The organism is Burkholderia sp. 8Y (genome assembly GCF_902506145.1).
In the GTDB taxonomy this organism is placed as follows: Bacteria; Pseudomonadota; Gammaproteobacteria; order Burkholderiales; family Burkholderiaceae; genus Caballeronia.
Window position 1 is genome coordinate 41,577 of record NZ_LR733519.1, and the last position, 26,235, is coordinate 67,811.

The 26,235-nt window shown below is 65.4% G+C and carries 23 protein-coding genes; 5 read left to right on the forward strand and 18 right to left on the reverse strand.

The window, feature by feature from the left end:
* Positions 1 to 17: 17 nt before the first annotated feature.
* From GV035_RS00165 to pssA, 8 genes are all read right to left on the reverse strand, one after another.
* Positions 18 to 1,271, reverse strand: coding sequence for a hypothetical protein (locus GV035_RS00165; RefSeq protein WP_159832543.1), 1,254 nt, complete (start codon positions 1,269 to 1,271; stop codon positions 18 to 20).
* Between the two features lie 429 nt (positions 1,272 to 1,700).
* Entirely contained in the window at positions 1,701 to 2,384 is a 684-nt protein-coding gene (locus GV035_RS00170; protein ID WP_236572362.1) for a response regulator, read from the reverse strand.
* An 80-nt stretch (positions 2,385 to 2,464) separates the two neighbouring features.
* Positions 2,465 to 3,142 carry a response regulator transcription factor gene (locus GV035_RS00175; RefSeq protein WP_159832545.1) on the reverse strand — a complete coding sequence of 226 codons (678 nt, stop codon included), beginning with the start codon at positions 3,140 to 3,142 and terminating at the stop codon, positions 2,465 to 2,467.
* 436 nt (positions 3,143 to 3,578) lie between these two features.
* Positions 3,579 to 5,918: a putative bifunctional diguanylate cyclase/phosphodiesterase gene (locus tag GV035_RS00180; protein ID WP_159832546.1), complete on the reverse strand. Its 2,340-nt coding sequence runs from the start codon at positions 5,916 to 5,918 to the stop codon at positions 3,579 to 3,581.
* A 1-nt stretch (position 5,919) separates the two neighbouring features.
* The gene (locus tag GV035_RS00185; protein ID WP_159832547.1) at positions 5,920 to 6,531 is read right to left on the reverse strand and encodes a methylamine utilization protein; all 612 of its coding nucleotides are present in this window, start codon (positions 6,529 to 6,531) and stop codon (positions 5,920 to 5,922) included.
* Positions 6,528 to 6,962, reverse strand: coding sequence for a group I truncated hemoglobin (locus GV035_RS00190; protein ID WP_236572363.1), 435 nt, complete (start codon positions 6,960 to 6,962; stop codon positions 6,528 to 6,530). The genes GV035_RS00185 and GV035_RS00190 overlap by 4 nt, the downstream gene beginning before the upstream one ends.
* The gene (locus tag GV035_RS00195) at positions 6,962 to 7,873 is read right to left on the reverse strand and encodes a DUF3034 family protein (protein WP_159832548.1); all 912 of its coding nucleotides are present in this window, start codon (positions 7,871 to 7,873) and stop codon (positions 6,962 to 6,964) included. The genes GV035_RS00190 and GV035_RS00195 overlap by 1 nt, the downstream gene beginning before the upstream one ends.
* A 177-nt stretch (positions 7,874 to 8,050) precedes the next feature.
* Positions 8,051 to 8,659 carry a CDP-diacylglycerol--serine O-phosphatidyltransferase gene (gene pssA / locus GV035_RS00200; protein WP_159832549.1) on the reverse strand — a complete coding sequence of 203 codons (609 nt, stop codon included), beginning with the start codon at positions 8,657 to 8,659 and terminating at the stop codon, positions 8,051 to 8,053.
* Between the two features lie 178 nt (positions 8,660 to 8,837).
* On the opposite strand from pssA, the gene GV035_RS00205 reads away from it, so the two are divergent.
* Positions 8,838 to 9,353, forward strand: a complete 516-nt coding sequence (locus tag GV035_RS00205) for a MerR family transcriptional regulator (protein WP_159834882.1) — start codon at positions 8,838 to 8,840, stop codon at positions 9,351 to 9,353.
* Positions 9,350 to 10,903: an MFS transporter gene (locus GV035_RS00210; RefSeq protein ID WP_159832550.1), complete on the forward strand. Its 1,554-nt coding sequence runs from the start codon at positions 9,350 to 9,352 to the stop codon at positions 10,901 to 10,903. Before GV035_RS00205 ends, GV035_RS00210 begins: the two co-directional genes overlap by 4 nt.
* A gap of 9 nt (positions 10,904 to 10,912) precedes the next feature.
* Here GV035_RS00210 and GV035_RS00215 read toward each other — a convergent pair whose 3' ends face one another.
* The 5 genes from GV035_RS00215 to GV035_RS00235 all read right to left on the reverse strand — a co-directional run bounded on the left by GV035_RS00215 (position 10,913) and on the right by GV035_RS00235 (position 15,358).
* Positions 10,913 to 11,257 carry a GFA family protein gene (locus tag GV035_RS00215; protein ID WP_159832551.1) on the reverse strand — a complete coding sequence of 115 codons (345 nt, stop codon included), beginning with the start codon at positions 11,255 to 11,257 and terminating at the stop codon, positions 10,913 to 10,915.
* 18 nt (positions 11,258 to 11,275) lie between these two features.
* Positions 11,276 to 11,668 carry an ester cyclase gene (locus GV035_RS00220; RefSeq protein ID WP_159832552.1) on the reverse strand — a complete coding sequence of 131 codons (393 nt, stop codon included), beginning with the start codon at positions 11,666 to 11,668 and terminating at the stop codon, positions 11,276 to 11,278.
* 73 nt (positions 11,669 to 11,741) lie between these two features.
* Positions 11,742 to 13,661 (reverse strand): DNA-binding protein, encoded by a 1,920-nt coding sequence (locus tag GV035_RS00225; RefSeq protein ID WP_159832553.1) that lies wholly within the window; start codon positions 13,659 to 13,661, stop codon positions 11,742 to 11,744.
* Between the two features lie 106 nt (positions 13,662 to 13,767).
* On the reverse strand, positions 13,768 to 14,802 hold the full coding sequence (locus GV035_RS00230; RefSeq protein ID WP_159832554.1) for a PDDEXK nuclease domain-containing protein: 1,035 nt from the start codon (positions 14,800 to 14,802) through the stop codon (positions 13,768 to 13,770).
* 130 nt (positions 14,803 to 14,932) lie between these two features.
* Positions 14,933 to 15,358 (reverse strand): NUDIX domain-containing protein, encoded by a 426-nt coding sequence (locus GV035_RS00235; protein ID WP_159832555.1) that lies wholly within the window; start codon positions 15,356 to 15,358, stop codon positions 14,933 to 14,935.
* A gap of 292 nt (positions 15,359 to 15,650) precedes the next feature.
* Here GV035_RS00235 and bluB point away from each other — a divergent pair, with 292 nt between their 5' ends.
* A complete protein-coding gene (gene bluB, locus GV035_RS00240) occupies positions 15,651 to 16,295 on the forward strand; it encodes a 5,6-dimethylbenzimidazole synthase (RefSeq protein WP_159834883.1) in 645 nt (214 codons plus the stop codon).
* Positions 16,296 to 16,298: 3 nt separating this feature from the next.
* Here the strand turns inward: bluB and GV035_RS00245 are convergent, their stop codons facing one another.
* The 5 genes from GV035_RS00245 to GV035_RS00265 all read right to left on the reverse strand — a co-directional run bounded on the left by GV035_RS00245 (position 16,299) and on the right by GV035_RS00265 (position 22,841).
* Positions 16,299 to 17,513: a YeeE/YedE family protein gene (locus GV035_RS00245; protein ID WP_159832556.1), complete on the reverse strand. Its 1,215-nt coding sequence runs from the start codon at positions 17,511 to 17,513 to the stop codon at positions 16,299 to 16,301.
* A gap of 138 nt (positions 17,514 to 17,651) precedes the next feature.
* Entirely contained in the window at positions 17,652 to 18,761 is a 1,110-nt protein-coding gene (locus tag GV035_RS00250) for a lipocalin-like domain-containing protein (RefSeq protein WP_159832557.1), read from the reverse strand.
* On the reverse strand, positions 18,761 to 21,322 hold the full coding sequence (locus GV035_RS00255; protein WP_159832558.1) for an FtsX-like permease family protein: 2,562 nt from the start codon (positions 21,320 to 21,322) through the stop codon (positions 18,761 to 18,763). Before GV035_RS00255 ends, GV035_RS00250 begins: the two co-directional genes overlap by 1 nt.
* Positions 21,319 to 22,011: an ABC transporter ATP-binding protein gene (locus GV035_RS00260; protein WP_159832559.1), complete on the reverse strand. Its 693-nt coding sequence runs from the start codon at positions 22,009 to 22,011 to the stop codon at positions 21,319 to 21,321. Before GV035_RS00260 ends, GV035_RS00255 begins: the two co-directional genes overlap by 4 nt.
* Positions 22,012 to 22,178: 167 nt before the next feature.
* A complete protein-coding gene (locus GV035_RS00265; RefSeq protein ID WP_159832560.1) occupies positions 22,179 to 22,841 on the reverse strand; it encodes a hypothetical protein in 663 nt (220 codons plus the stop codon).
* A 494-nt stretch (positions 22,842 to 23,335) separates the two neighbouring features.
* Here GV035_RS00265 and murJ point away from each other — a divergent pair, with 494 nt between their 5' ends.
* Positions 23,336 to 24,718, forward strand: coding sequence for a murein biosynthesis integral membrane protein MurJ (gene murJ / locus GV035_RS00270; RefSeq protein WP_159832561.1), 1,383 nt, complete (start codon positions 23,336 to 23,338; stop codon positions 24,716 to 24,718).
* Positions 24,715 to 26,121, forward strand: coding sequence for a glucosamine inositolphosphorylceramide transferase family protein (locus tag GV035_RS00275; RefSeq protein WP_159832562.1), 1,407 nt, complete (start codon positions 24,715 to 24,717; stop codon positions 26,119 to 26,121). Before murJ ends, GV035_RS00275 begins: the two co-directional genes overlap by 4 nt.
* Positions 26,122 to 26,235 lie beyond the last annotated feature (114 nt).

Here is a 26,235-nt window from a genome sequence, read left to right on the forward strand (position 1 = left end):
GCTCGTCGTGCGCTTCATCAGGCCTTGATTGCTGCAGTCGCCGCGTTCGGGTTCCCTTGAAGAACCGCCATGCCCGGCTTGAGCCAGCCATGCGACTTGACGACGTACGGCTTGCCGTCCTGCATGCCGCTCTCCGTGTAGAAGTACTCACGCGTCTGCATGTTCACCGACAGGTCCGCTTTGGTCTGCTTCTTATCGTCCTCGAACGTGTAGTGCTTCACGCCGTCCGCGCCGTCACGGTACGTCATGTGGCGCGAGAGCACGCCTGCGCGGGTCAGCAGATCGACATCAGCCGTGTCCGTGGTCAGGTCGATCGACACTTGCTGCACGGTTGCATCGGCCCAGAAAGCCGCATCGCCCAGTTCCAGCGTCAGCGGTTGTGCCTGATCCAGATACATGTGCATCGCGTTTTCATAGATCAGGTACGACAGACCGCCCGCCAGCGCCAGCCCGCCAACGACGCCCGCCGCCGTGCCGCCCGCCGAACTGCCCGAGCTGCCGTGGGCATCGGTGTTGCCACCGTTGTCCGTGCTGTTGCCGTTGCCGCCGTTGCCGCCGCCGTTGGTACCGCCGTTATCGCCGCCGTTGGCACCGCCGTTATCGGAACCGTTATTGTCCGTGTTGTCACCACCTGTATGGATGATTACGCCGTTGTCGATCACGTTGACCGTACCGTTGCCGTCGGTGTTGAACGTGCCGTTGTCGTCGATCACGCCCTGGCCGTTGGTCGAATTGCCCGAGATGTTGGTCGTGCCATTGTCCGTGGTGTTGATCGTGCCATCGTCGATCACGCCAGAGCCATTGGTCGAGTTACCCGAGATATTCGTCGTGCCGTTGTCGGTCGTGTTGATCGTCGCGTTCGGCTCGATCCACGTGCCGTTGCCATCGGTCGAGTTACCGTCGATGTTGGTCGAACCATTACCGTCGGTATTCACCGAACCGTTGATGTCCGTGCCGTCACCGTTGGTCGAATTGCCCGAGATGTTCGTCGTGCCGTTGTCCGTGGTGTTGATCGTGCCATCGTCGATCACGCCAGAGCCATTGGTCGAGTTGCCCGAGATATTCGTCGTGCCGTTGTCCGACGTGTTGATCGTCGCGTTCGGCTCGATCCACGTGCCGTTGCCTTCGGTCGAGTTGCCGTCGATATTGGTCGAACCGTTACCGCTCGTATTGATCGAGCCGTTGATGTCCGTGCCGTCACCGTTGGTCGAATTGCCCGAGATGTTGGTCGTGCCGTTGTCCGTGGTGTTGATCGAACCGTCGTCGATCACGCCGCTGCCATTGGTCGAGTTACCCGAGATATTCGTCGTGCCGTTGTCCGACGTGTTGATCGACGCGTTCGGCTCAATCCACGTGCCGTTGCCATCGGTCGAGTTACCGTCGATGTTGAGCGCCTCGGCAATCTGGATTCGTTGCTGCCTTCGAAGGCAGCTGGCAAGTCGCGGCGTTCAACGCCGTATCGGCGCGCCCAACTGCCTTACCGAATCCACAAGACGAATGGTAAAAAGCGACCGCTTTGGGCCATATAGAAGAAGTTCGAATCTCGGAGAGCCAGCTGACAGCCGGCCTCGGGCTGCCCGGCGCATGAGGCGCGGCGCGTTCAGCCAGCACGGGCCGAACGCAAAAACCGGAAATGTCCTAGCGGCAAAACTGCCCTGAATGGCAACCGGCTCACATTGCGCGACCGGTCGAAACACGCGCTAGATGTGATGTACGTCGCGCGCCGCGCGCGAGCGGTCCAGCGACAATCCGCGATTCACCGCGAAGCGATGCAACTCCGCCTCGCGCGAAAAGCCGAGCTGTCTGCATGCCTTGACGCGCCGCGCGCTGATCGTGCTCTTGCCGAGGCTGAAAAGCCGAGCCGTCTCGACGACGCCCATGCCGCATAGCATCAGGCCCGTGATTTCCATTTGCCACTTCGTAAGCGCCGCGAAGCGCCGCAGGTCCGGCTCCGCATTGAACTGCGCGAGCGCGCACATCGCCACGGGCGAGCGATAGTGCTTGCCCGTCGCCAGGTCGCGCACCGCGTTCACCACGACCGACATTTCTTCGCGCTTGCTCACGATGCCGGCGACATCGCGCTGGGCCAGTGTGCCGACGAGGAACGGATCGTCGAACTCGCTATAGACGAGAATCGGCATGTGCGGATACTTGACCGAAACTGAAGAGAGAAAACGCCAGCCGTCGAGCGCGCCGCCCGCCGGCATCGAATAGTCGGTGACGATGACGTCGCAATGCCCGCGATTTAGCAGCGTAATCAATTCAGAAGGACAACTAACGGCTCCAATTACTTCGATACCGGCGGTTTCGAGTGCGTTACGCAGTCCGCAGACAACGAGGGGATGATCGTCGACGATCGCGACGCTGATTTTTTTTCTTAGCATTATTAAGTTTTCCATTCAGACGGCATTTTCGCCGTCGCCTCCAACCACAACTTACTCGGGCGACGCTTACGCGCGCCCCGTCACGCGGGCCGAAGCTCGTTTCCCGCCGCCGAGCGATCCAGCCACAAGCCATGTCCGACCGCGAAACGGTACATCTCCCATTCGCCCGAAAAGCCGAGCCGCCTGCATGCTTCGGTGCGCTGCGCGCTGATGGTATTGACGCGCCGGTCGAGCAGACGGGCCGTTTCGCACACAGTGAGACCGCAGAGCATCAGACCTGTCACTTCCATTTGACGGCGGGTGAGCGCCATGAACCGCTTGTATTGCGGCAACTCACCGAAGCGTTCCAGCGACGCGCGAGCGATGGGCGACAGATAGCGCTCGCCTTGCGCGAGACTGCGCGCCGCGGCAAGCACTTCCTGCATTTCGTCGCGCTTGCTCACGATCCCGGCGACACCCCGCTGCACCAGACTGCCCACGAGGAACGGGTCATCGAACTCCGTATAAACGAGAACCCGCGTCTGCGGAAACTGGCTCGAGACGGAAGCGAGGAAACGCCAGCCGTCGAGCGCCCGGTCGCCGGGCATCGAATAGTCGGTGACGACCACATCGCATGGCTCGTCGCTCAGCAGTTTCAGCAATTGCGCCGGACTCGTTACCGCGCCCAGTAATTCGAAGTCCGCGCTCTCCAGTGTCTTCTGAAGTCCGCACAGCACGAGCGGATGATCGTCGACGACGGCGATTCTTGTCTTTCCCATCCTTAACCTCTCCCGACAGGCCGAATGGCCTTTCCATCAACTGACTCGCGCAGTTTTCAACCGTTAGCCCGGCTGGTCGGCGAGCGTCGCAGGAACGCGATAAGCGCGCTCTGCGAGGTCGTCACGGCGATACGATGCAAGCGTCCGTCTATCGACGTTCATCGGTGCATCCATGTGGTCGTGACTTGCATTGAACGATAAAGGCGCGGCAATTTCGGTCATATAGAACGATGTCGAAAACCCTGTCCCCTTAAATCGGGCATGCAGACCTTTGGCGCAGCGGGGCTTTCGGAGAGGCGGTGATGCGGCATGCGGATCGCATCGCAGATGCGCGGCCTGCCGTCCATAGAATGAGTTCTAAACGCTTTTCCGCGCGGTATTGCGAAGGTGCCATGCCCGATGGTTATTCGTCGTTATGCCGGGCATGGAGCGCGAGTCAGGCGGGCAGCGACGGCTCGGTTTCGACGCTGCTCTGCATACGCCAGCCGTCGAGCCAGTCGATGAGCTTCGCGGGCGGCAGCGGCCGGCTGAGGTGAAAGCCTTGCGCGAGATCGCAGCCGAGCGCGCGCAGGCACTGCATCGTCGCTTCGTTTTCGACGCCTTCCGCGACCACTTTCAGCCCCATGTTGTGCCCGAGGTCGATGGTCGATCGCACGATGGTCTCGTCGTCCTTGTGATGCGTCATGCCCATCACGAACGACTTGTCGATCTTCAGTTCGTCCACCGGCATGCGCTTCAAATACGAGAGCGACGAATAGCCGGTGCCGAAGTCGTCGATGGACAGGCAGATGCCGAGCGCGTGCAGACGGTCGAGCGTCTCGATGGCGTGATTCGGGTCGTCCATGATCGCGCTTTCCGTGATCTCGACGCGTATCCAGTGCGGCGCGACGCCGTGCCGGTCGAGCAGGCTTTGAAACGTCTCGGGCAGCGTCGACTGAATCAGCTCGCGCGCCGACACGTTCACCGACACGGCCAGCTCGATGCCTTGCGCCCGCCATGCCGCGCACTGCGCAATGGCTTTGTCGGCCACCCAGCGCGACACGGTCTTGATGTAGCCCGTCTGCTCCGCGAACGGAATGAACTGATCCGGCGACACGAACCCGCGCGTCGGATGATCCCAGCGCACGAGCGCCTCGACATATTTCACGCGATGCGTCGCCAGATCGATCTTCGGCTGATAGTAGAGCGTGAGCTGATCGTGCTCGACCGCCTGCCGCAGTTCGCTCATCAGCGAGAGACGTTCGGCGCTGTTCTGGTCGTGCCGCTCGTCGTAGAGCGCGTAGCCGAGATTCGCGCGCTTGGCGACATACATCGCGATATCGGCGCGGCGCAGGAGCACGGTCATGTCGCTGCCGTTGTCCGGAAACGTGACGATGCCGATGCTCGCGCCCACATCCACAAGCTGGCCTTCGATCATGATCGGCTCTTCCAGCGCACGCAGCATGCGCGCGGCGATCGCGCGCGCGGCCGGCAGATCGTCGGCGGGCAGCAGAACCGCGAACTCATCGCCGCCCAGACGCGCGACCGTGTCCGCCGGCCGCTGCAACGTGGCGCGCAGCCGCTTGGCGACTTCGCACAGCAGCATGTCGCCGATCGGATGCCCGAGCGTGTCGTTCACGAGCTTGAAGCGGTCGAGGTCCATCATCATGACGGACAACGCGCGGCCTTCGACGCGCGCCGCCGCGATCGCCTCCTGAAGCCGGTCGTTGAAGAGCGCGCGGTTCGGCAAGCCGGTGAGCCGGTCCATGTACGCGAGCTCGGTGATGCGCCGCTCGCGCTCCACGATACCTTCCTGCATCTGATTGAACGCGCTCGCCAGTTCGCCGATTTCGTCCTGATGGCGCACGTCGATCGGCGCGCTGTAATCGCCGTGTCCGACGCGCCGCGAGAACTGCGCGAGCGCCGCGAGCGGACGCGTGACCGAACGCGCCGTCAGCATGCTGCCCGCAATGGAGACGATTACACCGAGCATGGTGATGAGCAGCAGCGCGGACTGCAGCCGATGAAACGGCGCGAGCGCCTGACTGAGCGAACGCTCCAGCAGCACAGCGACGGTCTGCCCTTCCGAATGCAGATGAAGCACGCGCGTCGCGTAGCCGTCGTCGGCGAGTTGCGCCTGATTCTTCAGCTTCGCGCGCGCCGCTTCGGGCAGGGAACTCGCCAGCACGCCCCATGTGCCGCGGTCGTCCACGGTGAGGAAGGACACGTCGAGCGATGTCAGCGAACTCATCTCGCGGGCGAGCGCGTCGTCGATGGCGAAACCCATGACGACCCACGCCACGACGATAGGCGCCTTCACCGGCACCGCGACGAGCTGATACGCCTTGCCGCCGATCATGCCGAACGACGACGCATCGCCCTTTTGCGCCACTGTCTTGATCAGATGCGGGAACGGAAACGCGCGGCCCTGATAGCCCGCGCCGCCGCTGTCGGCAATGAGCGTGCCGTCAAGATCGACGAGCATCACGACATCCGCGCGAATGCGGTCGCCGTGATTCTGGAGCGCGGAAGCGACGGTCTTGCTGTCGTGCGTCGCGACCGCTTCGCGAAAGCCGAAGTCGGACGCGGCCACGCTCGCCGCCTGCGTCAACTGCTGGCTGTTGCTCCGCAGCACTTGCCCGAACACGCGCTCGGCCACGGACAACTGCTCTTCCGCGTTCTGATGCGCGTTCTTCAGAATCACGGAATTGATGACGACATACACCGCCGCCTGCGCGACGAGCATCAGCAACACGAACACAAGCGCGATCCGCGCGCGCAGGCTGTGCAGGCGCATGCTATTCGGCGGCCTTCAGTTGCAGCGAAAATTTCGCCGCGACGTCCGAGGCCGCGCTGATCTTCTGCGTGGGCTGAGCGTTCGGATCGGTCTGCCGGAAGTGCCACGCGATCAGCCTGTACGCGTCGGCGGGCAGGTTGTCGATCGTGGCCGCGCCCTTCGCGTCGGTCTTCGCGAAATACGGCGTATCGACGATCAACAGATACGCGACCATCGCATCGTGGATGTTGCAGCCCATCACGACGAGGCCGGGTTTGTCGAATACGACGGGCGCGCCCGGAATGCCGTGATACAGGTTCAGCTCGAAACGCTTGGCCGGCGAGAACGAATAGACGTCGTGCTCGATGTTGTCCTTGTTCGGAAACGTGACCGATGCGCCCGTCTGGACCACCGAGACGAGCGGCACGAAGCGGCGCTTGACCTGATCGATGACCGCGCTCGCGGGTTTCGCCGCGGGCAGCCTGCCGCTCGCGGGCACCGCATACACCACGGCATCAGGCACGGGCGCGCCCGCCTGATCGACGACTTGCACATGGACGCTTGCCGCGTGCGCGCACGCCGCGAAAACGGCCATCAGGGACAGCAGGGATGAGATAAGCAGGCGGGGTGTCATTCGCGGTCCTGTACGTCGCGGTACATCGGCGCGAGTTTCGCGAGCAGCTTGTTCTGCGCGTGAAACGGCACGCCGTTCTTGTCCATGGCGGCCTGCAAGTCTTCGACGAGCGCGTCGAACGCCGCGCGGTCGATGTTCTGGCCTTCGTGCGTGCGCCGCATCGGGCGGCCGGTGTATTGGCACGGTCCGCCGAGCAGCACGCAAAACTGTTCGACGAGCTTCGTCTTGATGCGCTTGATGGGCGCGTTCTCGAAGTAGGGCGCGGTGCGCGGATCGGCGAGCACGTTCGTGTAGAGATCGTCGACGATTGTCGTGAGTCCGGCCTGTTCCCCGAACTGGCGATAGAGCGTGTCGTCGCCGGCGCAAGCCGTGCCGCTGAGAGCGGCGAATGCGCTGACGGCGAGCGCGGCGTGGCGTAGCTTGATCATCATCAGAACCCCGCCTGTAAGGACAAGTACGGCCCGCGCTGATTCCTGATCGTCGCGATATCGCCGAGCGCGACATACGCCGCCGTCAGCGAAATGTGCTTGTTCGGCGCCCACGCGATGAACGCGTCGTACGCGTCCTGCTCCCGCGCGAACGAGAGGTTGTTCGGCTTCATGCGATATTCGCCGCCAATCGCGATGTTCTTCGTCAACAGATACGCCACGGACGATTCGAATTCAGGGTGATACGCATTCGACTTGTCGCCGCCGAAGCCCAGCAAGCCGAACTGATTGGCCTTCGTGAAGCGCAGCGTGCCGTTGAGCAGCAGGCTTTGCGCGAGCAGCAGCTTGGTCGCGGAGAGATAGAAGTCCGTGCCCGAATTGCTCGCCGCGCCGATCGCCTTCAGCACGCCGCCCTCTTCGTTGTGTTTGAACTGGACGCCGGCTGCGATCTGCGGCAGCCACGTGTCCTGATCGAGCACGGCGTCGCCGAGCAGACGCACCTTCACGCCGAAGATGTTCTGGTTGAACGTGTAGTTCTCGCCGAGGCCGAGTTGCGCGCCCGCGTCGCGGGTGTCGAAACGCTGGCGCGCAAGCGATAACTCGACGCGGTTCGCCACGCCAACGGTCAGTCCCCACGTGCCGAGCGCGTAGTCCTGCGTGTGAATGTAGGTGCCGTGGACGTTCGCGCCGAGTTGCCGTGCGGTGCCGTAGCCGCCGATGACGGCCCACGGCGTGAGGCCGCCGCCGGCCGCGCCTTCGACCTGCGACACGCCGCCGGTCAGGAGCAGCTTGCCGCCGGTGAGCGGCACGGTGGGCACGTCGTCGGCGCGCGCCAGCGGCGAAATGGTCGCGACGCCGGCGCTTGCGCACGCGATGGCGCAGGCGAGGCTCGCAGTCTTGCGATTGAATTGCATTGCGTGGATGGGCTCTCGAAACGGGTTCGTCAGAATCCCGCAGGCCGCGCTGGGAATGCCGCGTGCAAAGCGCGGCGAGCCTCGGCGTCTGGGCGGCGCTCGTCCGTGCGGGACGGCGCCTGTCATCCACGTGTATACGGCGGTCTAAGACAAAACTTGATGGAAGCCCGCGCGACGCTAGGGCTTCGGAATGCGGATGCGGCTGATCATCAGCGAGCCGGAGAGCGCGTAGACGAGCACGAGCGGATGCAGCGTGAAGCCCGCGAGCCGCCATTCGCCGAACCACATGCGCGGCCCGAGCGCGCCGAACCACGCGGCAAGCGCGAGCATCAGCACGATGGCGAACGATGTCGGTATCGGCGTGCCCTCGAAGTGCGTGACCTTGCCGCTGCCGCCCGACATTTCCTCGGTCGTCACGTTGTAGCGCGCGAGCCGCGAGACGCCGCACGCGACAAAGTACGCCAGCATCACGCGATCATAGAGGCCGCGCATGCCGCATCCATAACCGATGATGGCCGGCGCGACGCCGAACGAGATCACGTCCGCGAGCGAATCCAGCTCCTTGCCGAGCAGCGACGCCTTCTGCCGCCAGCGCGCGATGCGGCCGTCGAGCACGTCGAACACGAGCGCGGCGAACACCAGCGCGCACGCGAGATAGATATGCAAGACGTCGGCGTCGTCGATATAGCTCATCGTCGAGAAGAGCGCGCCCGTGCCGCAGATTGCGTTGCCTAGCGTGAACCAGTCGGCCAGGTGGAAATCTCGGATCATCGAAAAACGTTTCATGCGTTTTTATCTTTGCTGTTTGTCGGTCGTTTGCGTCGGGCGCGAGAAGCCTCTGAGTCGGGTCAAGTCTATCATCGCGCCCTCTTTCGGAACGCCCGCGCAAACCTGAACGTGGACGTACACGTTAGCGTTATAATCGGCGCACTTTCCCGATTCGCGAATGCCTGCGCTCAGCGCCATGTCCTCCAGCAAGCCCGCGCTGCTCACCATCCGCGACGCCGCCGAGCGTCTGAACGTCACGCCTCGCACGCTCAAGTACTACGAGGAGCGCGGGCTCGTCGCGCCGAGCCGCAGCGAGGGCCGTTACCGCCTTTACAGCGAGCAGGACCTCGAACGGTTCGCGCGCGTCTTGCGGCTGCGCTCGCTCGGGTTCTCGCTGCAAGGCATCGTGGAACTGTTGAAGCGGCCGGTCGAACCCATGGGCGACGGACGCAAAGGTTATTCCAGCGAATCGCTGCGCGAGATCGAAGAGGCGCTCGCGCAGCAGGTCGACGCACTCGACGCGCGCATCGCGAGCGTGCGGCGCGAACTCAAAGAGGCGCAAGCCGTGCGCGGCGAACTGAGCGACGACCTCGACTACATCCGGCGGCGCATCGCGGGCGAAAAGCAGGAAACGCTCTTCGAAGCACGGTTGGCCGCGCGGCGGCGGCGCAAGAGCGAAGGCAGCGAAGGCAGCGAGGGCGCCGACGAATGACCGCCGTGGCGCTTTCCCGCAATTCGTTGGTCTCACGCCTCTTCGACAACGCGTTCCCGTGGGCCATCGCGCTCGCCACCGGCCTCGACTACTTCGACAACGCGGTCTTCTCGTTCTTCACGAGCTATATCGCGGGCGGTATCAACGCATCGGCGGACGAACTCGTGTGGGCGTCGAGCGCGTATGCCGTCGCCTCGGTGCTCGGCATTCTTCAGCAGCAATGGTGGGTCGAGCGGCTCGGCTACCGGCGTTATATCGGCGGATGCCTGCTGCTGTTCGCGGCGGGCGCGGTCGCGGCGGCGGCCTCTGAATCGTCGCTGGAACTGGCGTTCGCGCGCGGCTTCCAGGGCTACTTCATCGGCCAGATGATGAGCGCGTGCCGCATCCTCATTCAGACGCGGATCGCACCGCAACGGCGCGCGACCGCCGTGCGTTACTTCCTCGTCATGATCCTGCTCGGCAGCGGGCTCGCGCCGCTGATCGGCGGCTATGTCGTCGCGTGGTTCGGCTGGCGCGCGCTTTTCGCGTGCGGCGCGGCGGGCGGCGTGGCGATGGGCGTGTTCGCGTTGCTCGCGGTTCCGCATACGGGCCACGTCCAGCCCGAGCAGCGCGGCGATGCCCACTTCTGGCCGTACATTCTCTTCGCGTTCGCGCAGGGCGCGTTGCAGATCGTGATGCAGCAAGTGCGCTTCGAGTTGTTCAGCACGTCGCCCGAACTGATCGTGCTCACGGTGGCCGGGCTGCTGTCGCTCGGCTGGTTCGTGTGGCATCAGTGGCATCATCCGCAGCCGTTGCTTCGCCTGCATGCGCTGCGCGAGAAGACGTTTCGCGCGGGCATCATGCTCTACATCGCGTTCTATTACGTCAGCAACGCGATGAGCTATCTCGTCTCGCGTTTTCTGGAAGGCGGCCTGCACTATCCGGTCGAAAACGCGGGGCGGCTCGTCGGGCTTTCGTCTTTGTTCGCGATCGTGATGGCGTTCGTGTACTTCCGCTTTTCCGCGCGCATCACGCACAAGAAATGGATGATCGTGCCGGGCTTCCTGCTTGCCGCGTTCGTCGGCGCATGGATGGTCAGCATGCCGCCCGATGTCAGCATGCAATGGCTCGTCGCGCCGCTCGTGCTGCGCGGTCTGCTGCTGCTTTTCATCGCGCTGCCGGTGGCGAACGTGACGTTTCGCCTCTTTGCGATCGAGGAGTTCAACCACGGCTACCGCTTCAAGAACATCGTCAAGCAACTGACGTATTCGTTCTCGACCGCGACCATCATCATCCTCGAACAGCATCGCATGGCCTTGCACGAGTCGCGGCTCGCGGAATCCGTGAACGCGTTCAATCCGCTGTTTCAGAACACTTTCGAGAAATTGACCGGCGGCTTTGAGGCGCTCGGCTACGGCGCGGCGCAGGCGAAGAGTCTCGCGCTCGCTGAAGTGGGACGCATCGTCACGCAGCAGGCGAGCTTTCTGAGTTCGCTCGACGGCTTCTACTTTCTGATCGGCGTTGCACTCTGCGCGAGTGTGATCGCCGTGTGGCAGAAGCAGATCGACTGAATCCGCGGATCAGTCCTCGGCGGCCTGTCCGTTGCGCAGCACGCGCGCGCCAGCGACGGCATCGGGCGGCATCATCCGCGTGTTGATGCCCATGACCGGGCGGTGGACGTCGACGGCGCGCCAGTGCGTCATGCATCCGCACGACGCGCAGCGATGAAACTCGAGCCGGCGCGGGCCCCACATGTACACGTCGGTCGGGCCGGAATCGGGCGCGAAGCGAACCTTCGACAATGCGTAGTACGCCCATCGCGCGCCATGGCGACGGCAGAGGGAACAGTCGCAATCGTTGATTTCGGCGGGCGCGGCGTCGAGCGTGAAGCGGACGGCGCCGCAATGGCAGGATGCGTCGATCATGGCAATGTGCGCGGCGGTTCAGAGTTGGGCTTCGATCGCGGCTTTGTCGATCACGGACCAGACCTGCGCGATCTTGCGCTCGCGGAATTCATAGAACACGTTCTCCGCGAACGACACGCGCCTGCCGCCGATGCGCAGGCCCATGAAGTCCTGCTTCGGCGTGCAATCGAACCACAGGCGGCTAGCGATGATAGGCGGTTCCGCTGTCAGCAGGCGGATATCGAAGCGCAGATCCGGAATCTGCTCGAAGTCGCGTTCGAGCATCTCACGATACCCGGCGAGGCCGATGGACTTGCCGTTGTGGACGACGCTATCGTGAACGAACGCGCCGAGCATCGTCCAGTTCTGCTCGTTGAGGCACGCGATGTAGTCGCGGTAGATGGCCGCGAGCCCGCTCTGTTCCGTATGCATTGCAAGCCTCATCGCGATGACACCACGCGCGCACCGCTTCGAGTCGCCGAAGCGGTGCGCGGAAACGACGCGTTCAGCCTTCTATCTTCGACATGACGGCCGTCGCGGGATCGTACCGATAGCCCTTCTGCGCAAGCTGCTGCGCGATCTTCTCGCCGATCACCTTCTGCTGCGCCTCGCGGAACACGAGTTCGTGGTCCGGCTTCAGGCGCTCCAGTTCCGTCGAGAGCCGGCGCAGCAGCGCGACTTCGCCGGTGCTGCGGGCATCGATGAAGAGGATCTTCTCGTTCGCCACGTCGAGCCGCTGCTTGAGGTCCCGCGCATACGTAACCCACTGCTCCGCGTTGCCGCGAAGCTCGTCGTAGGCCTTCGAATGCGTCTGCGCCTGCGCGGAAATCCGCCGCTGCAATGCCGCGATTTCCTCTTCCTTGGCAGCGCCCGCCGTCTGCAACGCGATCTTGTGGTCGCGCAGTTCGTCGCGGATGGCGGACTCGCTCTTCTCGCGTTCGGCAAGCTGCTGCGTGAGCGCCGCGGCGTGCTGCTGCGCTTCGTCGGCGCGGGCGAGCGCGGCGGCCGCTTCCTGCGATACGCGCGCCAGTTCGCCCTGCGCGACGTTCTTCTCCTGCGTGATCGCGTCGATGCGCTCGCGTGCTTCCTCCAGTTCGCGCGTGGCCTGCTGCAACGCTTCCTGCGCGGTGGATGTCTGCGCGCTCTGCGCCGCGTTCGCCTCGCGCTGCGTGGTCAATTCGGACTCCAGCGCCGCGATGCGCGCGTGGCCTTCGTTGATCTGAGCGCGCGCTTCGTCCAGTTCGCGCCTCGCCTGCTGCAACGCTTCTTGCGCCGTGGATGCCTCTGCGCTGTACGCCGCGCTCGTGTCACGGTGCGTCGCGACTTCGGATTCCAGCGCCGCGATGCGGTGCTGGCTTTCTTCGATCCGGGCGCGCGCTTCATCCAGTTCGCGCGTGGCGTGCTGCAACGCTTCCTGCGCGCCGGATGCCGCCGCGCTCGTCTCACGCTGCGCCGCCAGTTCGGATTCCAGCGCCGACATGCGTGCCTGGCTTTCGTCGATCCTGGCGCGCGCTTCGTCGAGCTCGCGCGTCGCGTGGTGCAACGCTTCGTCGCGGGCGGATGCCTCGGTTGCGCGCGCGGCGCCCGACTCGCGTTCGCTCGCGAGCGCCGTGCGCGCGGCGTCCAGTTCCGCTTCGAGCGCGGCGATGCGCGCGGCGCTCTCGCCGGCCTGCGCGGTCGCGCTCTCGGCGCGCGCCGCCGCCGTGCCGGCTTCCTGCGACAAACGCTCCGCTTCCTGCGACGCGGCCGCGTGCTGCTGCCGCGCTTCGTCGCGCTCGCGAGCAATACGCGCGATGTCCTCGTTCTTGCCCGCGAGTTCGGCGCTCAATGCTTCGCGCGCCTTGCGCTCCTCGTCGAGCGACAGTCGCGCGGTGCTCAGTTCGGCGTCCTGCGCGGAGACGCGCTGCGCCAGTTCGCCGGCGCGCGATTCCGCGGCCTCGGCGCGCTCGTTCGCGGCGTTCTGTTGATTCTGCAGACGCGCGACCGCTTCTTCCGACGCGCGCAGCGCGTGCATCAGCTCTTCCAGTTGACGGCGGCTGTTCGCCGCATCGCCCTCTGTCTGCTGGTAGACGGCGAGCGCCTCGTCGCGCTCGGTGAGCGCAGTCTGAAGCCGTTGCCCGAGGATGTCGGCGCGCTGCGCGATCGCGCTTTGCGCCTCGTCCCATGACGCCTTTCTCATCCGATGCGCCGCGCTCATCAGCGCGTCGGCGAATTCCTGCGGCATGTCAGCCGAAAATTGCGCGGCGGGCATGGCGGGCTGTTGGGCGTCGCGCCAACGCTGCAGCGCGGCGGCAATGGATACGATCGAACCGCGACGCAGTTCCGACCAGACCGTCACGGGCGAAACCGGACGACCGGCATCGGTCAGGCGTTGAACGGTCGAGAAAATCTCTTCATCGGTGATGTTGTCTGCTTCTGTGAACATAGGCGCCTCAAATTACAGGCATCGGGCAACGACTTGCCAGACGAAAGATAGGATTATCCAACAACTTGGCGCTCGCGCCGCGCTTTCGTCGGATGAACGCTTCGCTTTAGTCCTGTTCCTGCTCCAGAAGGCGCGACCGCGCCGCCTGAATCGACTGATGCAGTTTCGCCTGCAGCGCCTCGCGCGGCGGCAGCACCGTCAGATATTCCGCGACGTGGATGCCGCTCTTGTTCAGTTCCAGAAGCTCGATCTGCTCCTGCTTCTTGCCCGCGCACAGGATGATGCCGAGCGGCGGCAATTCGTCCGGCTCCTGCTCGTGCTTCGCGAGCCAGCGCAGATACAGCTCCATCTGGCTCTTGTATTCCGCCTTGAACCCGCCGAGCTTCAGTTCGATCGCGACGAGGCGCCGGAGCTTGCGGTTGTAGAACAGCAGGTCGATGTAAAAATCGTCGGCGTCGATCTGAAGGCGCTTCTGGCGCGCGACGAACGTGAAGCCCGCTCCGAGTTCCAGGAGGAACTGCTCCATTTCGCGAAGAATCGCGTCTTCGAGGTCTTTTTCGAGGTAGTGGTCGTTGAGCCCGAGAAAGTCGAGCACATAGGGGTCTTTGAGAAGCGCCGCCGGTTCGACGCGCCCTTCGTCACGCATGACGGCGATGTCATGGGCAATGGCGGCTTCCGGCTGACGCGAGATGGCGCTGCGCTCGAACAGCATCGAATTGATGCGTTCCTGCAGTTGCCGCGACGACCACCGCTCGACGCGCGCAAGCTCGATGTAGAAATCGCGCTTGAGCGGATCGTCGAGATAAATGAGTGTCTTGAGATGCGTCCAGCTCAAATGTCTCCGCACTGCGGAGACACTTTGCTCGTCCGGAAAAATTTCGGCGAGACGCATGCAGTGCCGCAGTTGCTTCTCGCTCCAGCCGCGACCGTAGCGCGCGCCGAGTTCGCGGGCCAGCGTCGCGACGACTTGCCGCCCGTATTCGGCGCGCGTGCCGCGCAGCACTTCGTTGCGCACGCGCTGTCCGATCTGCCAGTAGAGCAGCGTCAGTTCCGCGTTGACGGCGGCCGCCGCGCGCTCGCGGGCGGAATCGATCAGCCGGCGGACTTCGTCGAGAAGCGAGGAAGGAAGGAGGTCGCTCATAGGGTGAGAGTCGGGATCGGCGGTGAAGCCTAGCATCGCAGCGCGCCGATTGTCTCCGCGGCGCGGAGACAATCCGGTGGCGCGCCAGTGCCGATCGTAGCGCAAGCCGGGCGACGCGGCTCTCGCGCGCTCAGAACCCCGCCGACGCTCCCGGCGCCGAACCGATGTCGCGCCACGACGAGCGCGCCACGCCGCCGCCCGCTGCGCGGTTCAGAATGGCGCGCGTGCCGGGCGTCACGGCCAAGCCCGCGAGCTGCGAAAGCTCGACCCAGCGCACTTCGTCGATGCCCGCGCGGTAGTTCGCATGCGGACGCACGTCGGCGGGAATCGCCACGCGATAGACGTGATGCACGTGCTGCGCCGACATGTGCTGCCACAGAAACGCCGCGGCGCTCGCCTCCGCGCCGGTTTCCTCGTAGAGCTCCCTGATCGCCGCGCTCATCACCAGTTCGCCGTGACCGACCTCGCCGCCCGGCAGGAACCACGGGCCTCCGCGTTCCTTGACCAGCAGCACTGCGTGTTGGCGAACCAGCAATACCGTCGCCCGAACCCTCATGTCCCCGTCTCCAGATGAATGCCGCGCCGCCCAGTTCGCGCGCGGCGGTGTGTTACAGCGCCTTGCATCCGCGTCTTGCAACCTTATGGTCGGTCCGTTGTAACGCATAAGGGACGCATGACGCAATCGGTTACACCGCTATTTCGGCAAGGTCTCGCGGAAGTTGAGGGCTCCGTCGTGCTGAGAAAGTCGTATGAAGGTTGCGTTCCACGTCGCGGCCAGCGTCGATGCGCGCTGGGCGGGACCACGCGATGCCGCTATAGTGGCGCTACCGCATCCGCCGCATCCGACGATGAACGAGACCTTCAGCGAGATCGAACGCAACGCCGTCTATCGCGCGATCGAAGAGCGGCGCGACATGCGCCACTTCGTGAGCGACCCGGTTGCGCCGCCCGTGATGCAGCGTCTCATCGATGCCGCGTTGCATGCGCCGAGCGTCGGCTTCATGCAGCCGTGGCGCATCGTGCGGATCACGTGCAGCGAAGTGCGCGCGCAACTTCATGCGGCCGTCGAGCGCGAACGGCTCTTGACCGCCGATGCCCTCGGCGAGCGCCGCGATGCGTTCATGAAGCTGAAAGTGGAAGGCTTGCGCGAGTGCGCGGAAGTGCTCGTGGTCGCGCTGATGGACCGACGCGAGCGGCATATCTTTGGCCGCCGCACCTTGCCCGAGATGGACCTCGCCTCCGTCGCCTGCGCCATTCAGAACATGTGGCTCGCGGCGCGCGCGGAAGGCATCGGCATGGGATGGGTGTCGCTCTTCGATCCGCAGGAAATCGCGCAATTGCTCGCCATGCCGCCGGGCGCGCGGCCAGTGGCGATTCTCTGCATCGGGCACGTCGCGCGGTTCTACGACGCGCCGATGCTCGAAACGGAAGGCTGGGCGAAGCGCCGGCCACCGGAAGAATGCGTCTTCGAAAACCGGTGGCCGAACGAGTGACGATCAGCAGGCGGTCGGTCTGACGCGCTCGACTTCGAGCCCGAACAACGGCCGCAGCCGCGTGCCGATCACGTTGCCGAAGAACGCGGCGACGAGCCACAGCCAGCCGTGCAGACTGCCCGACACGATGCCGCTGAAATACGCGCCGATATTGCATCCATACGCGAGCCGCGCGCCGTAGCCGAGCAGCAGGCCGCCGACGACAGCCGCGACGAGCGAGCGCATCGGCACCCGCCACACGGGCGCATAGCGGCCGGCGAGCGCGGCGGCGAGCATCGCGCCGAGCACGATGCCGATATCCATGACCGACGTGACATCGTGCGAAATCGGCGCCGCGAGCGTGGCGGCGTTCGGCTTGCTCATCCAGTAAGGCCAGTTCGCGACATCGACGCCCAACGCCGACGCCGCTTTCGCGCCCCACAGCGCGAACGCCGAGGTCACGCCCCAGGGCCGCCCGGACAAGGCGAGCGTCGCGAAGTTGAGCACGGCGAGCGCGAGCGCGCCGGCCACGAGCGGCCACGGCCCATGCAGCCACGGCGAGGTATGCGCGGGCTGCACGTGCGCCGCGACGAGCTTGCCGTGCCGGCGCTTTTCGACGAACACGGTCAGCGCCGCGATCGCCGCGAACACGATCCAGTTGAGCAGCAACGCGGGGACGGCGCCCATCGACTTGACGAGCGAGATCGGCGCAAGCGCCGGCATCGCGGTCCAGAACGGCATGTGCGCGGTCGCGACCACGGAGCCTAAGATGAACGCGGCGAGCGTCACGATCATGCGCGTGCTGCCGCCGCCGACGGTATAGAGCGTGCCGGACGCGCATCCGCCGCCCAATTGCATGCCGATGCCGAACATGAACGCGCCGACGATCACCGAGGTTCCCGCCGGCGAAACGAGCCCCGTCACCGGCATGCCGAACAGCGAGCCCGAGGCCAGCGCGGGAAAGAACAGCGCGACGCCGACCGCGAGCATCAGCATTTGCGCGCGCAGGCCCGCGCCGCGGCCATCGGCGATGAAGACGCGCCACGCGGACGTGAAGCCGAACGCCGCGTGATACAGCGCGACGCCGAGCAGCGCGCCGACCACGTAGAGCGCCGCCTGACGCGCGCCGGCGGTCTGCGCGAGATACCACGCGCCTGCCACGATGAGAAGCGCGGCGACGCCGAGCGGCTTCGGATTCACCTCGCTGCGTCGAGGGAGTGAGGTTGCGAAATCGGACATGACTTTTCTGCTTTCGAAAACTTCGGGAAGAGGGAGCAACCCGGCATTGTCCGATTTTTGAGACAACCTTGCTGGCGGACGCGCGGGCGTCTCACCTTCAGCATTGGACGTTCCGCGAGCCGCGACGCAAAAACGCCCTCAATGCTTGCCCACTTCCAGCGCCTTCGAATACCCCGTCAGTTCCAGATAGCCGCGGCCGCGCTGCTGCGCGCCCGGCGCGTCGCCCGTCACCGTGACCGCGCCTTCCCAATAGACCGCCCCCGTCGATTCGCGCGAATCGAGTTCCTGATCGTCGATGAGCGGCGCGAGCCGCCAGCGCGTCGCGCCGACGCGCACCGTCATCGCGACGGGATACGCCGTGTTCGTGGCCGGCGAGCGCCACTGGCGTTCCGGCGTGAAATCGACATCGGCGGGGCCGTATTGCGTCGCGCGGCCCGTGCGATCGCGCAGCGCGGCGTGCGCCCAGATCGCGCGGCCATCGCGCGAGCGGACCTTGAACGCCATCAGCGCGGAGCCGTCGTCGAGATTCGCGCCGAGCCAGTCCCAGCCGGATGCGTCCGCCGAGAGCAAGGTGCTCGACCACTCGTGATCGATCCACGCGCTGCCGGTGACATCGACCGTTTCGCCTTTGCCCGAAGCCGATGGCCGCGTGACTTTTCCGCTCACCTGCAATTGCGGCTCGCTGTAGTAATAGCTCGCCTGCTGCGGCTGCGGCCCCTTGCGCGAATAGCCGGCTTCGCCCTGGATCATCGGCGGCTGCGTCGGCGTGAAAACAAGATGCAGCGCGAATCCCGCGGCGTCGGCATCGACGGCGTAGCGGCCATCGGCTGCGCGGACCATGCGCCAGGCATCGAGCTTGACATCCGTATTGCCCGCGTTCGCATACGCCAGCCCGAAGCCCTGCCGCGCGATGTCCTGATCGTGCACGAGCCGGCCGTAAGCGGGATCGGATAATGCCGCGTGCGCGACGATCAGCTGCGACGGATCGAATGCGCCCGCGCCGTTGCCCTTGCCGGTACTGGAGCGAAAGAACGTGATCTGGAAACCGAGCGGCTTGTGGTCGGGCGTTTCCAGCCAGCCGGTCGCGTACCACCACTCCGTGCGGTATTCGGGATGCGCGCCGCTGTCCTGCGGCCAGTCTATCGGCCGCCCCGGCACGACCGCCGCGAACTGCGGCTCGGCGGCGAGCGCGGCGCTCGCGGCGCTTGCCGAAAGAAGCGCGAGCAGCATCGTGAGGAAAGCGCGCATCACCAGTCCTCCCGCACGGCGCGCACCGCATCGACCGACACCGCGCGCCGCCCCGCCAGCACCGCCGTCGTGCACGACGACGCCAGCATCACGCAGCCGATGACGACGAGCATGGCCCACGGAACATGCAGCGACATCGTCCAGTGAAAGGACTGCGGATTCACGACGAACACGAGAATCAGGCTGATCGCGAAGCCGAGCACGCAGCCCATCGCGATGCCGAGCATCGTCAGAAGACCGCCTTCCGATGCGAGCAGCGCGAGGATCTGCCGCCGCGTCACGCCGACATGCCGAAGCATGCCGAACTCTCTGGCGCGCGCGAGCGTCTGCACCGAGAACGTGGCGGCCACGCCGAACAGCCCGATGACGATCGCCACCGCCTCCAGCAAATACGTGACCGCGAAACTGCGGTCGAAGATGGTGAGCGTGCGCGCGCGGATGTCGCCCGGCTGCGAGAATTCGAGCGCGTCGCCGAACGGCAGCTTTCTGAGCGCGGCGATCACCTGCCCCGCCGATGCGCCTTCGCGCAACGTCATGGCGGCATCGGTCGCGCCCATGTCGCCGGTCAGCCGCCGATAGTCCGCGAGGCGAATTTGCAGCGCGCCCGTCTGCCGCACGTAGTCGCGCCAGATGCCCGCGACGACGAAGTGCTCGCCCGCGCCGCCGATCGGCAGCGTGAGCCGTTGGCCGGTGCGATAGCCGTAGAGATCGGCCATCGCCTCGGACGCCCAGACGGGCGTTTCGTCCGCGCCCCACGTTTCGGGCGGCAGCGTCGCGCCGCTCATCTGCATCATCGCGCCCGGATCAGCGCCGTTGATTTCGCGGGCGATGAGCGCGACCGGCGGTTTCGAAGCGTCGAGCGTCACCTGCGATGCGCGCGAGAACGCCACGTGCGCGACGCCTTGCGTGGCGGCGATTTGCGCCTGCTGGTCCGGTGTCAGGCCGCCTGTGTCGCCGCTCGACGCCACGCGCGCGTAGACATCGGCGGAAAGGAGATGTTCGAGCCAGTCCACGACAGACACGCGAAAGCTCGCCACCATGATCGCCATTGCGACGATCAGCGTGAAGCTCGAGAGCACGCCGCCCATTGCGATCGACGCCTGCCCCGGCGCGTTCGCCAGCCGCGCGAGCGCGAGCGTGCCGACGGCGCTCCGGCTGCGGCTCTTTCGCAGCCACGCGTAGCTCGCCTCGGCCGCGCCGAAGACGATGGCCGTGAGGCGCGGCATCAGCGCGATGCCGCCGATCAGCAACAGCGCGACGGATGCGTAGCCGGCGAACGGCGCATCGTCGATGGGCGGAGCCTGCGTGAGCGCCGCGCCGAGCGCGAGACACGCGAGCGCGGGCGACGGCGTCGACAAGCGCGAGAGCGCGGCTTCCTCGCTGCCCGCCTTTAGCGCGGGCGCGGGCCGCGCGCGGGCCGCTTCGAGCGCGGGAACAAGCGTGCCGGCAAGCGCCACGCCGATGCCGAGCGCGAGGAAAACGGCCGTCGAGACGGGCTCGAAATGCACGCGCGGCTGAACGCCGGGGAAGTATCCGCCGCCGAGATCGCTGCCGAAGAAGCGCAATGCGACGCCCGCTACAGCGAAGCCGAGCGCGACGCCGAGCACCGCGCCCGCCACGCCGAGCAGCGCGCCTTCGAACATGATCTGCCGCAGCAGATGCCCGCGCGTCATGCCGAGCACGCGCAGCATCGCAAATTGGGCGCGGCGGCGCACGACGCCTGCCGCCTGCGTCGAAAAGACGAGAAACGCGCCCGTGAACAGCGCGACCAGCGCCAGCACGTTCATGTTGATGCGATACGCCCGCGAGAGCCGGTCCGTGCGGCTTTCGACATCGCGCGGCTCGCCGACGACGATGCGCGCGCCGAGCTCGTCCTGCAACGCGCGCCTGAACGCCTCGCGGTTCACGCCGCGCGCGAGCTGCAGGTCGATGCGCGTGAGCCTGCCTTGCAGGCCGAAGCGCGATTGCACGGCGGCAATGTCCATCACGCCGATGCGCTGCCCGGGCAACGCGCGCACGATGCCGCCCGCCACGCGCAGCGGCACCGGCGACGTGCCGTTCTGGAGATCGACCCGCGCGCCGACGCGCGCGTGCAGCCATTGCTGCGCGGCGGGCGAGAGGAAGATGGCGTCGCCGGACAAGACGTCGAGCGGCGCCTGTGGCGACGGCACGCCGGTCAGATCGGGCGCGATGCGCCGCGCGCGGAACACGTCGATGCCGAGCACCTTGAGCGGCGCGGTCTCTTTCGGCACGGCGACGTCGACTTCAAGCACGGGACTCGCTACGACGACGCCCGCGCGCATCGCGAGCATCGGGTACACACGTTCGTCGATGAACGGCTGCACGCCGCGCACGGTTACGTCGGCCTGGCCGGACAGACTGCGCGCGGCGGCGGAGAACTCATTGAACGCGGCGCTGTTGATGAGCTGCACCGCGTACCCCAGACCGACGCCGAGCGCGATGGTCAGAATGGCGACGAGCCCGCGCCCGCGATGACTGCGCCATTGCGCGCCGAGCAGCCAGCGCGAGAGCGTGCGATGAGCGGCGGCGCGGGCCGTCATCGTCCGCGCGCTTCGTTGAACGCGGCAAGCGATGCCGCTTCGTGCAGCGTGCCGTCGGCGAGGATCAGCACGCGGTCGGCGAAAGCGGCGGCGGCTTCCGAGTGCGTGACCATGATCGCGGCGGAGCCCGTGCCCTTCATCTCCGCGCGAAAGAGGTCGAGAATTTCATGCGCGGTTTCGGGATCGAGATTGCCGGTGGGTTCATCGGCGAGAATGAGACGCGGGCGATGCACCAGCGCACGCGCGATCGCGACGCGCTGAAGTTCGCCGCCCGACAGCTGGCGCGGAAGCTCGTCCTGACGATTGAAGAGGCCGACCGCCGCGAGCATGGCGTGCGCGGGCGCGATGGGCAGACCGTTGAGCAGGAGCGGCACGGCGACGTTCTGCGCGAGCGTCAGATGCGGCAGCACATGAAACGCCTGAAAGACGAAGCCGAGTTTCTCGCGGCGGGTCCGGCTGGCCGCTTCGTCGCTGAAGGTGGAGATGGGCGCGCCATCGATGAGAATCTCGCCGCTGTCCGCGGCGTCGAGGCCCGCTATGAGGTTGAGCAGCGTGGACTTGCCGACGCCCGAGTCGCCCATGATCGCGACGAATTCGCTGGAACCGAGCGTGAAGTCGAGGCCCGCGAGAATGGTTCTGCCAGGACCGAAAGTCTTAAGAAGGCGGCGGCATTCCAGGGCTGGGCTCATAGGCAGACATGTTCCGGTGTCCTTGCGGTGATGCCTATTATGCCTAGTTGTTTCGTCTGACGTGAAGCGGCCGGGCGGCGTCTGCATCGTTAGCCGTTGCACGCGCGCAGGGTTGCGCGTCAATTCATTCGGGTTCCTAACGATGACATGATTGATCCGCGCGCCGGCTAACGCGATGCGCCGCGCCCGTCGCCCTCGCCCGACCGATCCCAGCCGAACGCCTGCACGCTCGCGACCGGCCGGTCCACCGCGACGACGCCCCGCAATTCTCCGGGCATCGGCAGCACGAGGCCATGCCATGATGCTGCGCCGTCCTCGCCGCGCTCGGCTCGCGCGCGCGCAAGACGCGCCGCTTCCGCAATCGCCTCATGACCGCCCGGCGCCTCGACGCTCAGCCCGATCTCCACGTTCGCCGGCGCGACCGCGATCACGATCCAGATGCCGGAATACGACACATCGACGCTCACGCCGCGCTCGCCGCTCGCATCCCTCACGACGATGCGCTCGTTCGGCGCATCTTCCACGCGCACGTCCTGCGGGCGGCAAGCGAACATCTGCGAGGTAATGAGCCGCAGCGTCGCGCGTGCGACGCTAAAGCGCCGGCCGATCGACGAGTTCGGATAAAGCCGCGCCCGCTTGCGCTCCGCGACGCTCAGCCAGCTCCCGATGTTCGATGCCGACGCAAAGCGGAATTCGCTCGTGACGAGCCAGAGGCAGACCTCGCCCTCGGCAGGCGGGCATTCGACCGCGCGCGATCGGGACAGATCGTGAAAGCGCCACGGCACGTTGTCCGCGAACTCGAGCGGAAGCGAAACGGAGCCGCTCTGCATCACGCATGCGCTCCACACGAAACGGCCATTCCACGCGGCACGGCTTCTCCCATTAGTCGATCTCTTTCGATTTGCCCGGCGGGCAAAGGTCGATTTTCCGCAAAGAATTGTTAACAGATGCTTAGGAGATCCGAGACGTCCAGAATTCGTTCACGAACACCATGGCGATGGACGGTCGTTCGCTTCTCGCATCGGCGATGCGGTTGCGCATCGGTGTCAATCGGTCGTTTTCCGTCTGCATGGTTGTCACGCTCGCGCATTACGCTTTGCGCTTTTGCCATGTGCTTCGCGCGCGAACGCATTGCGCCGCTCATCTAATGTCTGACGGATAGGCGCACGAAGCGTGCATCTCATTACTTAAGACACCGCATTGACTCACACGCCCGCGACGCACGCCGGTATAGTCTCTATCGTCCGCGACGCCTCTTTAGCGCGTGGCTTTAAAAGACAACGCGTTAATCGTAAGAACGATGCTTGAAGCCAAGGGGATCTAGGTGCTGACATTCGCGCTCGGGGTACTGAAAAGACGCATACGAAGCGTCCACACGGATCATCGGCGCATCGCGAAGGGCGCCGTCATCGTTTCGGTGTTCGTCTTTCTCGGCAAGGGCGCGGGCGCTTTCAAGGAAATGGCGGTGGCCTACCGCTATGGAATCGGCGGAACCGTGGACGCGTATCAGCTCGCGCTCACGCTCGTTTCGTGGCTTCCGCTCACGGTCATCGGCGAGTTGAGCATTCTTCTCGTGCCGCTTTTCGTCGCGATGCGGGACAAGAAAGAGGAAATGGCGCAGTTTCTCGCGGAAATCGAAGGTGTCTGCATGCTGCTCGGCGTCGTGCTCACGTCGCTGCTCTTGCTGAGCTGGCCGCTTCTCGCGCATTTCACCGCGTCGAATCTCTCCGAGAGCACGCGCACCATGTGCCTCTATCTGCTGATGGGCCTCGCGCCGGTCGGCGTCTTGAGCTTCACCGTCTGCATCACCGCTGCGCGGCTTCAGGCACGCGAGAAGCACATCAACACGCTGCTGGAATCCGTTCCGGCGCTCGTGCTGCTGTGCCTCGTCCTCGTCGTGCCGCGTCGCGATTCGCTCCTTCCGTTGATGCTCGGCACGTCGCTCGGCGTCGCCGTGCAGGCGCTGCTGCTGCGCCTCTGCGCGCGCAACGTCGATGGTCAGACGGCGCGCCCTCGCCTCTCGTTTCGCTCGCCGCACTGGCGCAAGACCTTGCATTCGGTGAGCGTGCTGATGGTGGGCGGCGTCATCGTCAGCATGATCACGCCCGTCGATCAGTACTTCCTCGCTCAGGTCGGCGATGGCGCCATCGCCACCTACGGCTACGCGTATCGCGTGCTCACGCTATTGATCGGCATCGGCGCGCTTGCGATCAGCCGCGCCATTCTGCCGATCCTCTCCGAAATGCTGGCGGCGAAGGACGCCACGCGCGCCCGCAACACCGCGCTCAAGTGGTCGCTCGTGATGCTGGCGATCGGCGCGCTCGGCGCGCCGATCGCGTATGCGCTCGCGCCGTGGATGGTCGAGCTGCTGTTTCAGCGCGGCGCCTTCACGGCGGACGACGCGCGCGCCGTGACGCTCGTCTTCCGCACGGGCCTGATTCAGATACCGTTCGCATTCGCCGGTTTCGTCGTCATTCAGTTGTTCGTGAGCGAGGCGCGCTATCGGGCGCTCACGTTCATCGCGGTCGTCAGTTTCGTAGTGAAGGCAGGCGGCAACGTGCTGCTGGCTCCGCTTTACGGCGCGCAAGGCGTGATGCTCGCGACCGGCCTCATGACCGCCGCGTGCTTCGTCTGCTATCTCGTCTTCCTGAAGCAGCCGTCTGGGCAGCCGCGCGCCATTGCGCCGCACGGAGCGAGCGAAGAATGACCGCACGTTCGACGCCCGGCAGCCTCGACGAGCGCCCCGCGCACAATGCGACAGGCGGCGCGCAGCGTTTTCCGATGACGCTCGAACTCTGGATGGCGCTGGAGCGTGCCGCGTATCGGGCACCGCGCCCGCAGGAACAATCGCCGATGGATCGCCTCGACGACCTGCAATGCGTCGTGGCGTACAACGGCGCGTGGGGCGTCGCGAATTTGTGGCGCACGCTGCTGCGGCGGCAAACGCCGCATCTTCAGGTGGTATGGCGCGGGCCGGATGGAAAGACGCGTCTGATCGCGGAGTCGCACGTCGCGCTTCCGAATCGCGAGTTCTTTTGCTCGTCGCTCGCGCTAGCGCTCGACCGGCAGCGGCAACTGTGCGAACGCGCGCGTCAACGCCTTCGTGACAGGCCGCCTCCGGACGCCTTCCCCGTGATCGATATCGCGGACTCCGAACGCCCGCCCTCGCCCACCGACGTGTTGCGCTTCGCGATCCGGCATCTGCTCGGCAAAACGGCCAACAAGTTTCGCCGGGCGTTCGTTCGCAGCGACCATTGGGGCATGGCGTGGCGCAGCGACGAATCGTCCGATGCCAGTTGGTCCTTTTCCGACCGCGCGCCGTGGCGCCTGCTGATTCCATCGCCGGGCGACCGCTTCTACGCTGACCCGTTTCTCTGGCGCGACGCGGCGGGGCAGGTACATCTGTTCTTCGAAGACCTGCCCTATGCAACGAACAAGGGCGTGATTTCGCACGTCACGCTCGATCCCGTCTCCGGGTCATGCAACGCGCCGCCGCGCGTCGTGCTGGAGCGGCCGTACCATCTTTCGTACCCGTTTCTATTCGACTATGCGGGCGACGTCTTCATGATCCCCGAGACATCGGCCAACAGGACGATCGAGGTGTATCGCGCGGCGCCGTTTCCCGACGCCTGGGTGCATCACGCGACGCTGATGGAAAACCTGGTCGCCGCCGATACGACGCTCTTTCACGAGGCCGGAACGTGGTGGCTATTTACCACGATCGAGCAGGGCGGCGGGCCTAACTGGGACGAGCTGCATCTCTTTCATGCGCAGTCGCCATTCGGTCCGTGGGAGGCTCATCCGGGCAACCCGGTGGTGTCGGACTGCCGCGGCGCGCGAATGGCCGGCAACGTCTTCCGGGACGAGCACGGACGCCTCATCCGGCCCGCACAGGATTGCGAGCGCGAATACGGCGCGGCATTGCGTTTCTGGGAAATTACGGCGTTGAGTGCGTCGCACTATGCCGAAACGCAGGTGGCGGTGATGAACGCCCCGAGCAGCCGATCCGGCGTGCATACGTGGAACCGGACGGGAGACATCACGGTCGTGGACATCAAGCTGCGCGCATTGAAACGCGCGAAAGCGCAGACGGGATACTGCCGGTTTTGACGTTCCGAACGATGCCCGCTTGCCTAGCGGTCCGTGCCGTCGGAGCGTTCGAATTTCTGCCGCCGTGGGGCTTCCCGGCCTGCTGTCGCAGGGCGAGAGGTCTCAGGACGATCG

Coding starts and splice junctions, on each gene's coding strand:
- GV035_RS00275 (WP_159832562.1), top strand. CDS start 24,715: ATGACCGCACGTTCGACGCCCGGCAGCCTCGACGAGCGCCCCGCGCAC.
- GV035_RS00220 (WP_159832552.1), bottom strand. CDS start 11,668: ATGCATACGGAACAGAGCGGGCTCGCGGCCATCTACCGCGACTACATC.
- GV035_RS00185 (WP_159832547.1), bottom strand. CDS start 6,531: ATGACACCCCGCCTGCTTATCTCATCCCTGCTGTCCCTGATGGCCGTT.
- bluB (WP_159834883.1), top strand. CDS start 15,651: ATGAACGAGACCTTCAGCGAGATCGAACGCAACGCCGTCTATCGCGCG.
- GV035_RS00260 (WP_159832559.1), bottom strand. CDS start 22,011: ATGAGCCCAGCCCTGGAATGCCGCCGCCTTCTTAAGACTTTCGGTCCT.
- GV035_RS00175 (WP_159832545.1), bottom strand. CDS start 3,142: ATGGGAAAGACAAGAATCGCCGTCGTCGACGATCATCCGCTCGTGCTG.
- GV035_RS00190 (WP_236572363.1), bottom strand. CDS start 6,962: ATGATGATCAAGCTACGCCACGCCGCGCTCGCCGTCAGCGCATTCGCC.
- GV035_RS00245 (WP_159832556.1), bottom strand. CDS start 17,513: ATGTCCGATTTCGCAACCTCACTCCCTCGACGCAGCGAGGTGAATCCG.
- GV035_RS00180 (WP_159832546.1), bottom strand. CDS start 5,918: ATGCGCCTGCACAGCCTGCGCGCGCGGATCGCGCTTGTGTTCGTGTTG.
- GV035_RS00205 (WP_159834882.1), top strand. CDS start 8,838: ATGTCCTCCAGCAAGCCCGCGCTGCTCACCATCCGCGACGCCGCCGAG.
- GV035_RS00170 (WP_236572362.1), bottom strand. CDS start 2,384: ATGCTAAGAAAAAAAATCAGCGTCGCGATCGTCGACGATCATCCCCTC.
- GV035_RS00235 (WP_159832555.1), bottom strand. CDS start 15,358: ATGAGGGTTCGGGCGACGGTATTGCTGGTTCGCCAACACGCAGTGCTG.
- GV035_RS00265 (WP_159832560.1), bottom strand. CDS start 22,841: ATGCAGAGCGGCTCCGTTTCGCTTCCGCTCGAGTTCGCGGACAACGTG.
- GV035_RS00250 (WP_159832557.1), bottom strand. CDS start 18,761: ATGCGCGCTTTCCTCACGATGCTGCTCGCGCTTCTTTCGGCAAGCGCC.
- GV035_RS00210 (WP_159832550.1), top strand. CDS start 9,350: ATGACCGCCGTGGCGCTTTCCCGCAATTCGTTGGTCTCACGCCTCTTC.
- pssA (WP_159832549.1), bottom strand. CDS start 8,659: ATGAAACGTTTTTCGATGATCCGAGATTTCCACCTGGCCGACTGGTTC.
- GV035_RS00225 (WP_159832553.1), bottom strand. CDS start 13,661: ATGTTCACAGAAGCAGACAACATCACCGATGAAGAGATTTTCTCGACC.
- GV035_RS00255 (WP_159832558.1), bottom strand. CDS start 21,322: ATGACGGCCCGCGCCGCCGCTCATCGCACGCTCTCGCGCTGGCTGCTC.
- GV035_RS00195 (WP_159832548.1), bottom strand. CDS start 7,873: ATGCAATTCAATCGCAAGACTGCGAGCCTCGCCTGCGCCATCGCGTGC.
- GV035_RS00215 (WP_159832551.1), bottom strand. CDS start 11,257: ATGATCGACGCATCCTGCCATTGCGGCGCCGTCCGCTTCACGCTCGAC.
- GV035_RS00230 (WP_159832554.1), bottom strand. CDS start 14,802: ATGAGCGACCTCCTTCCTTCCTCGCTTCTCGACGAAGTCCGCCGGCTG.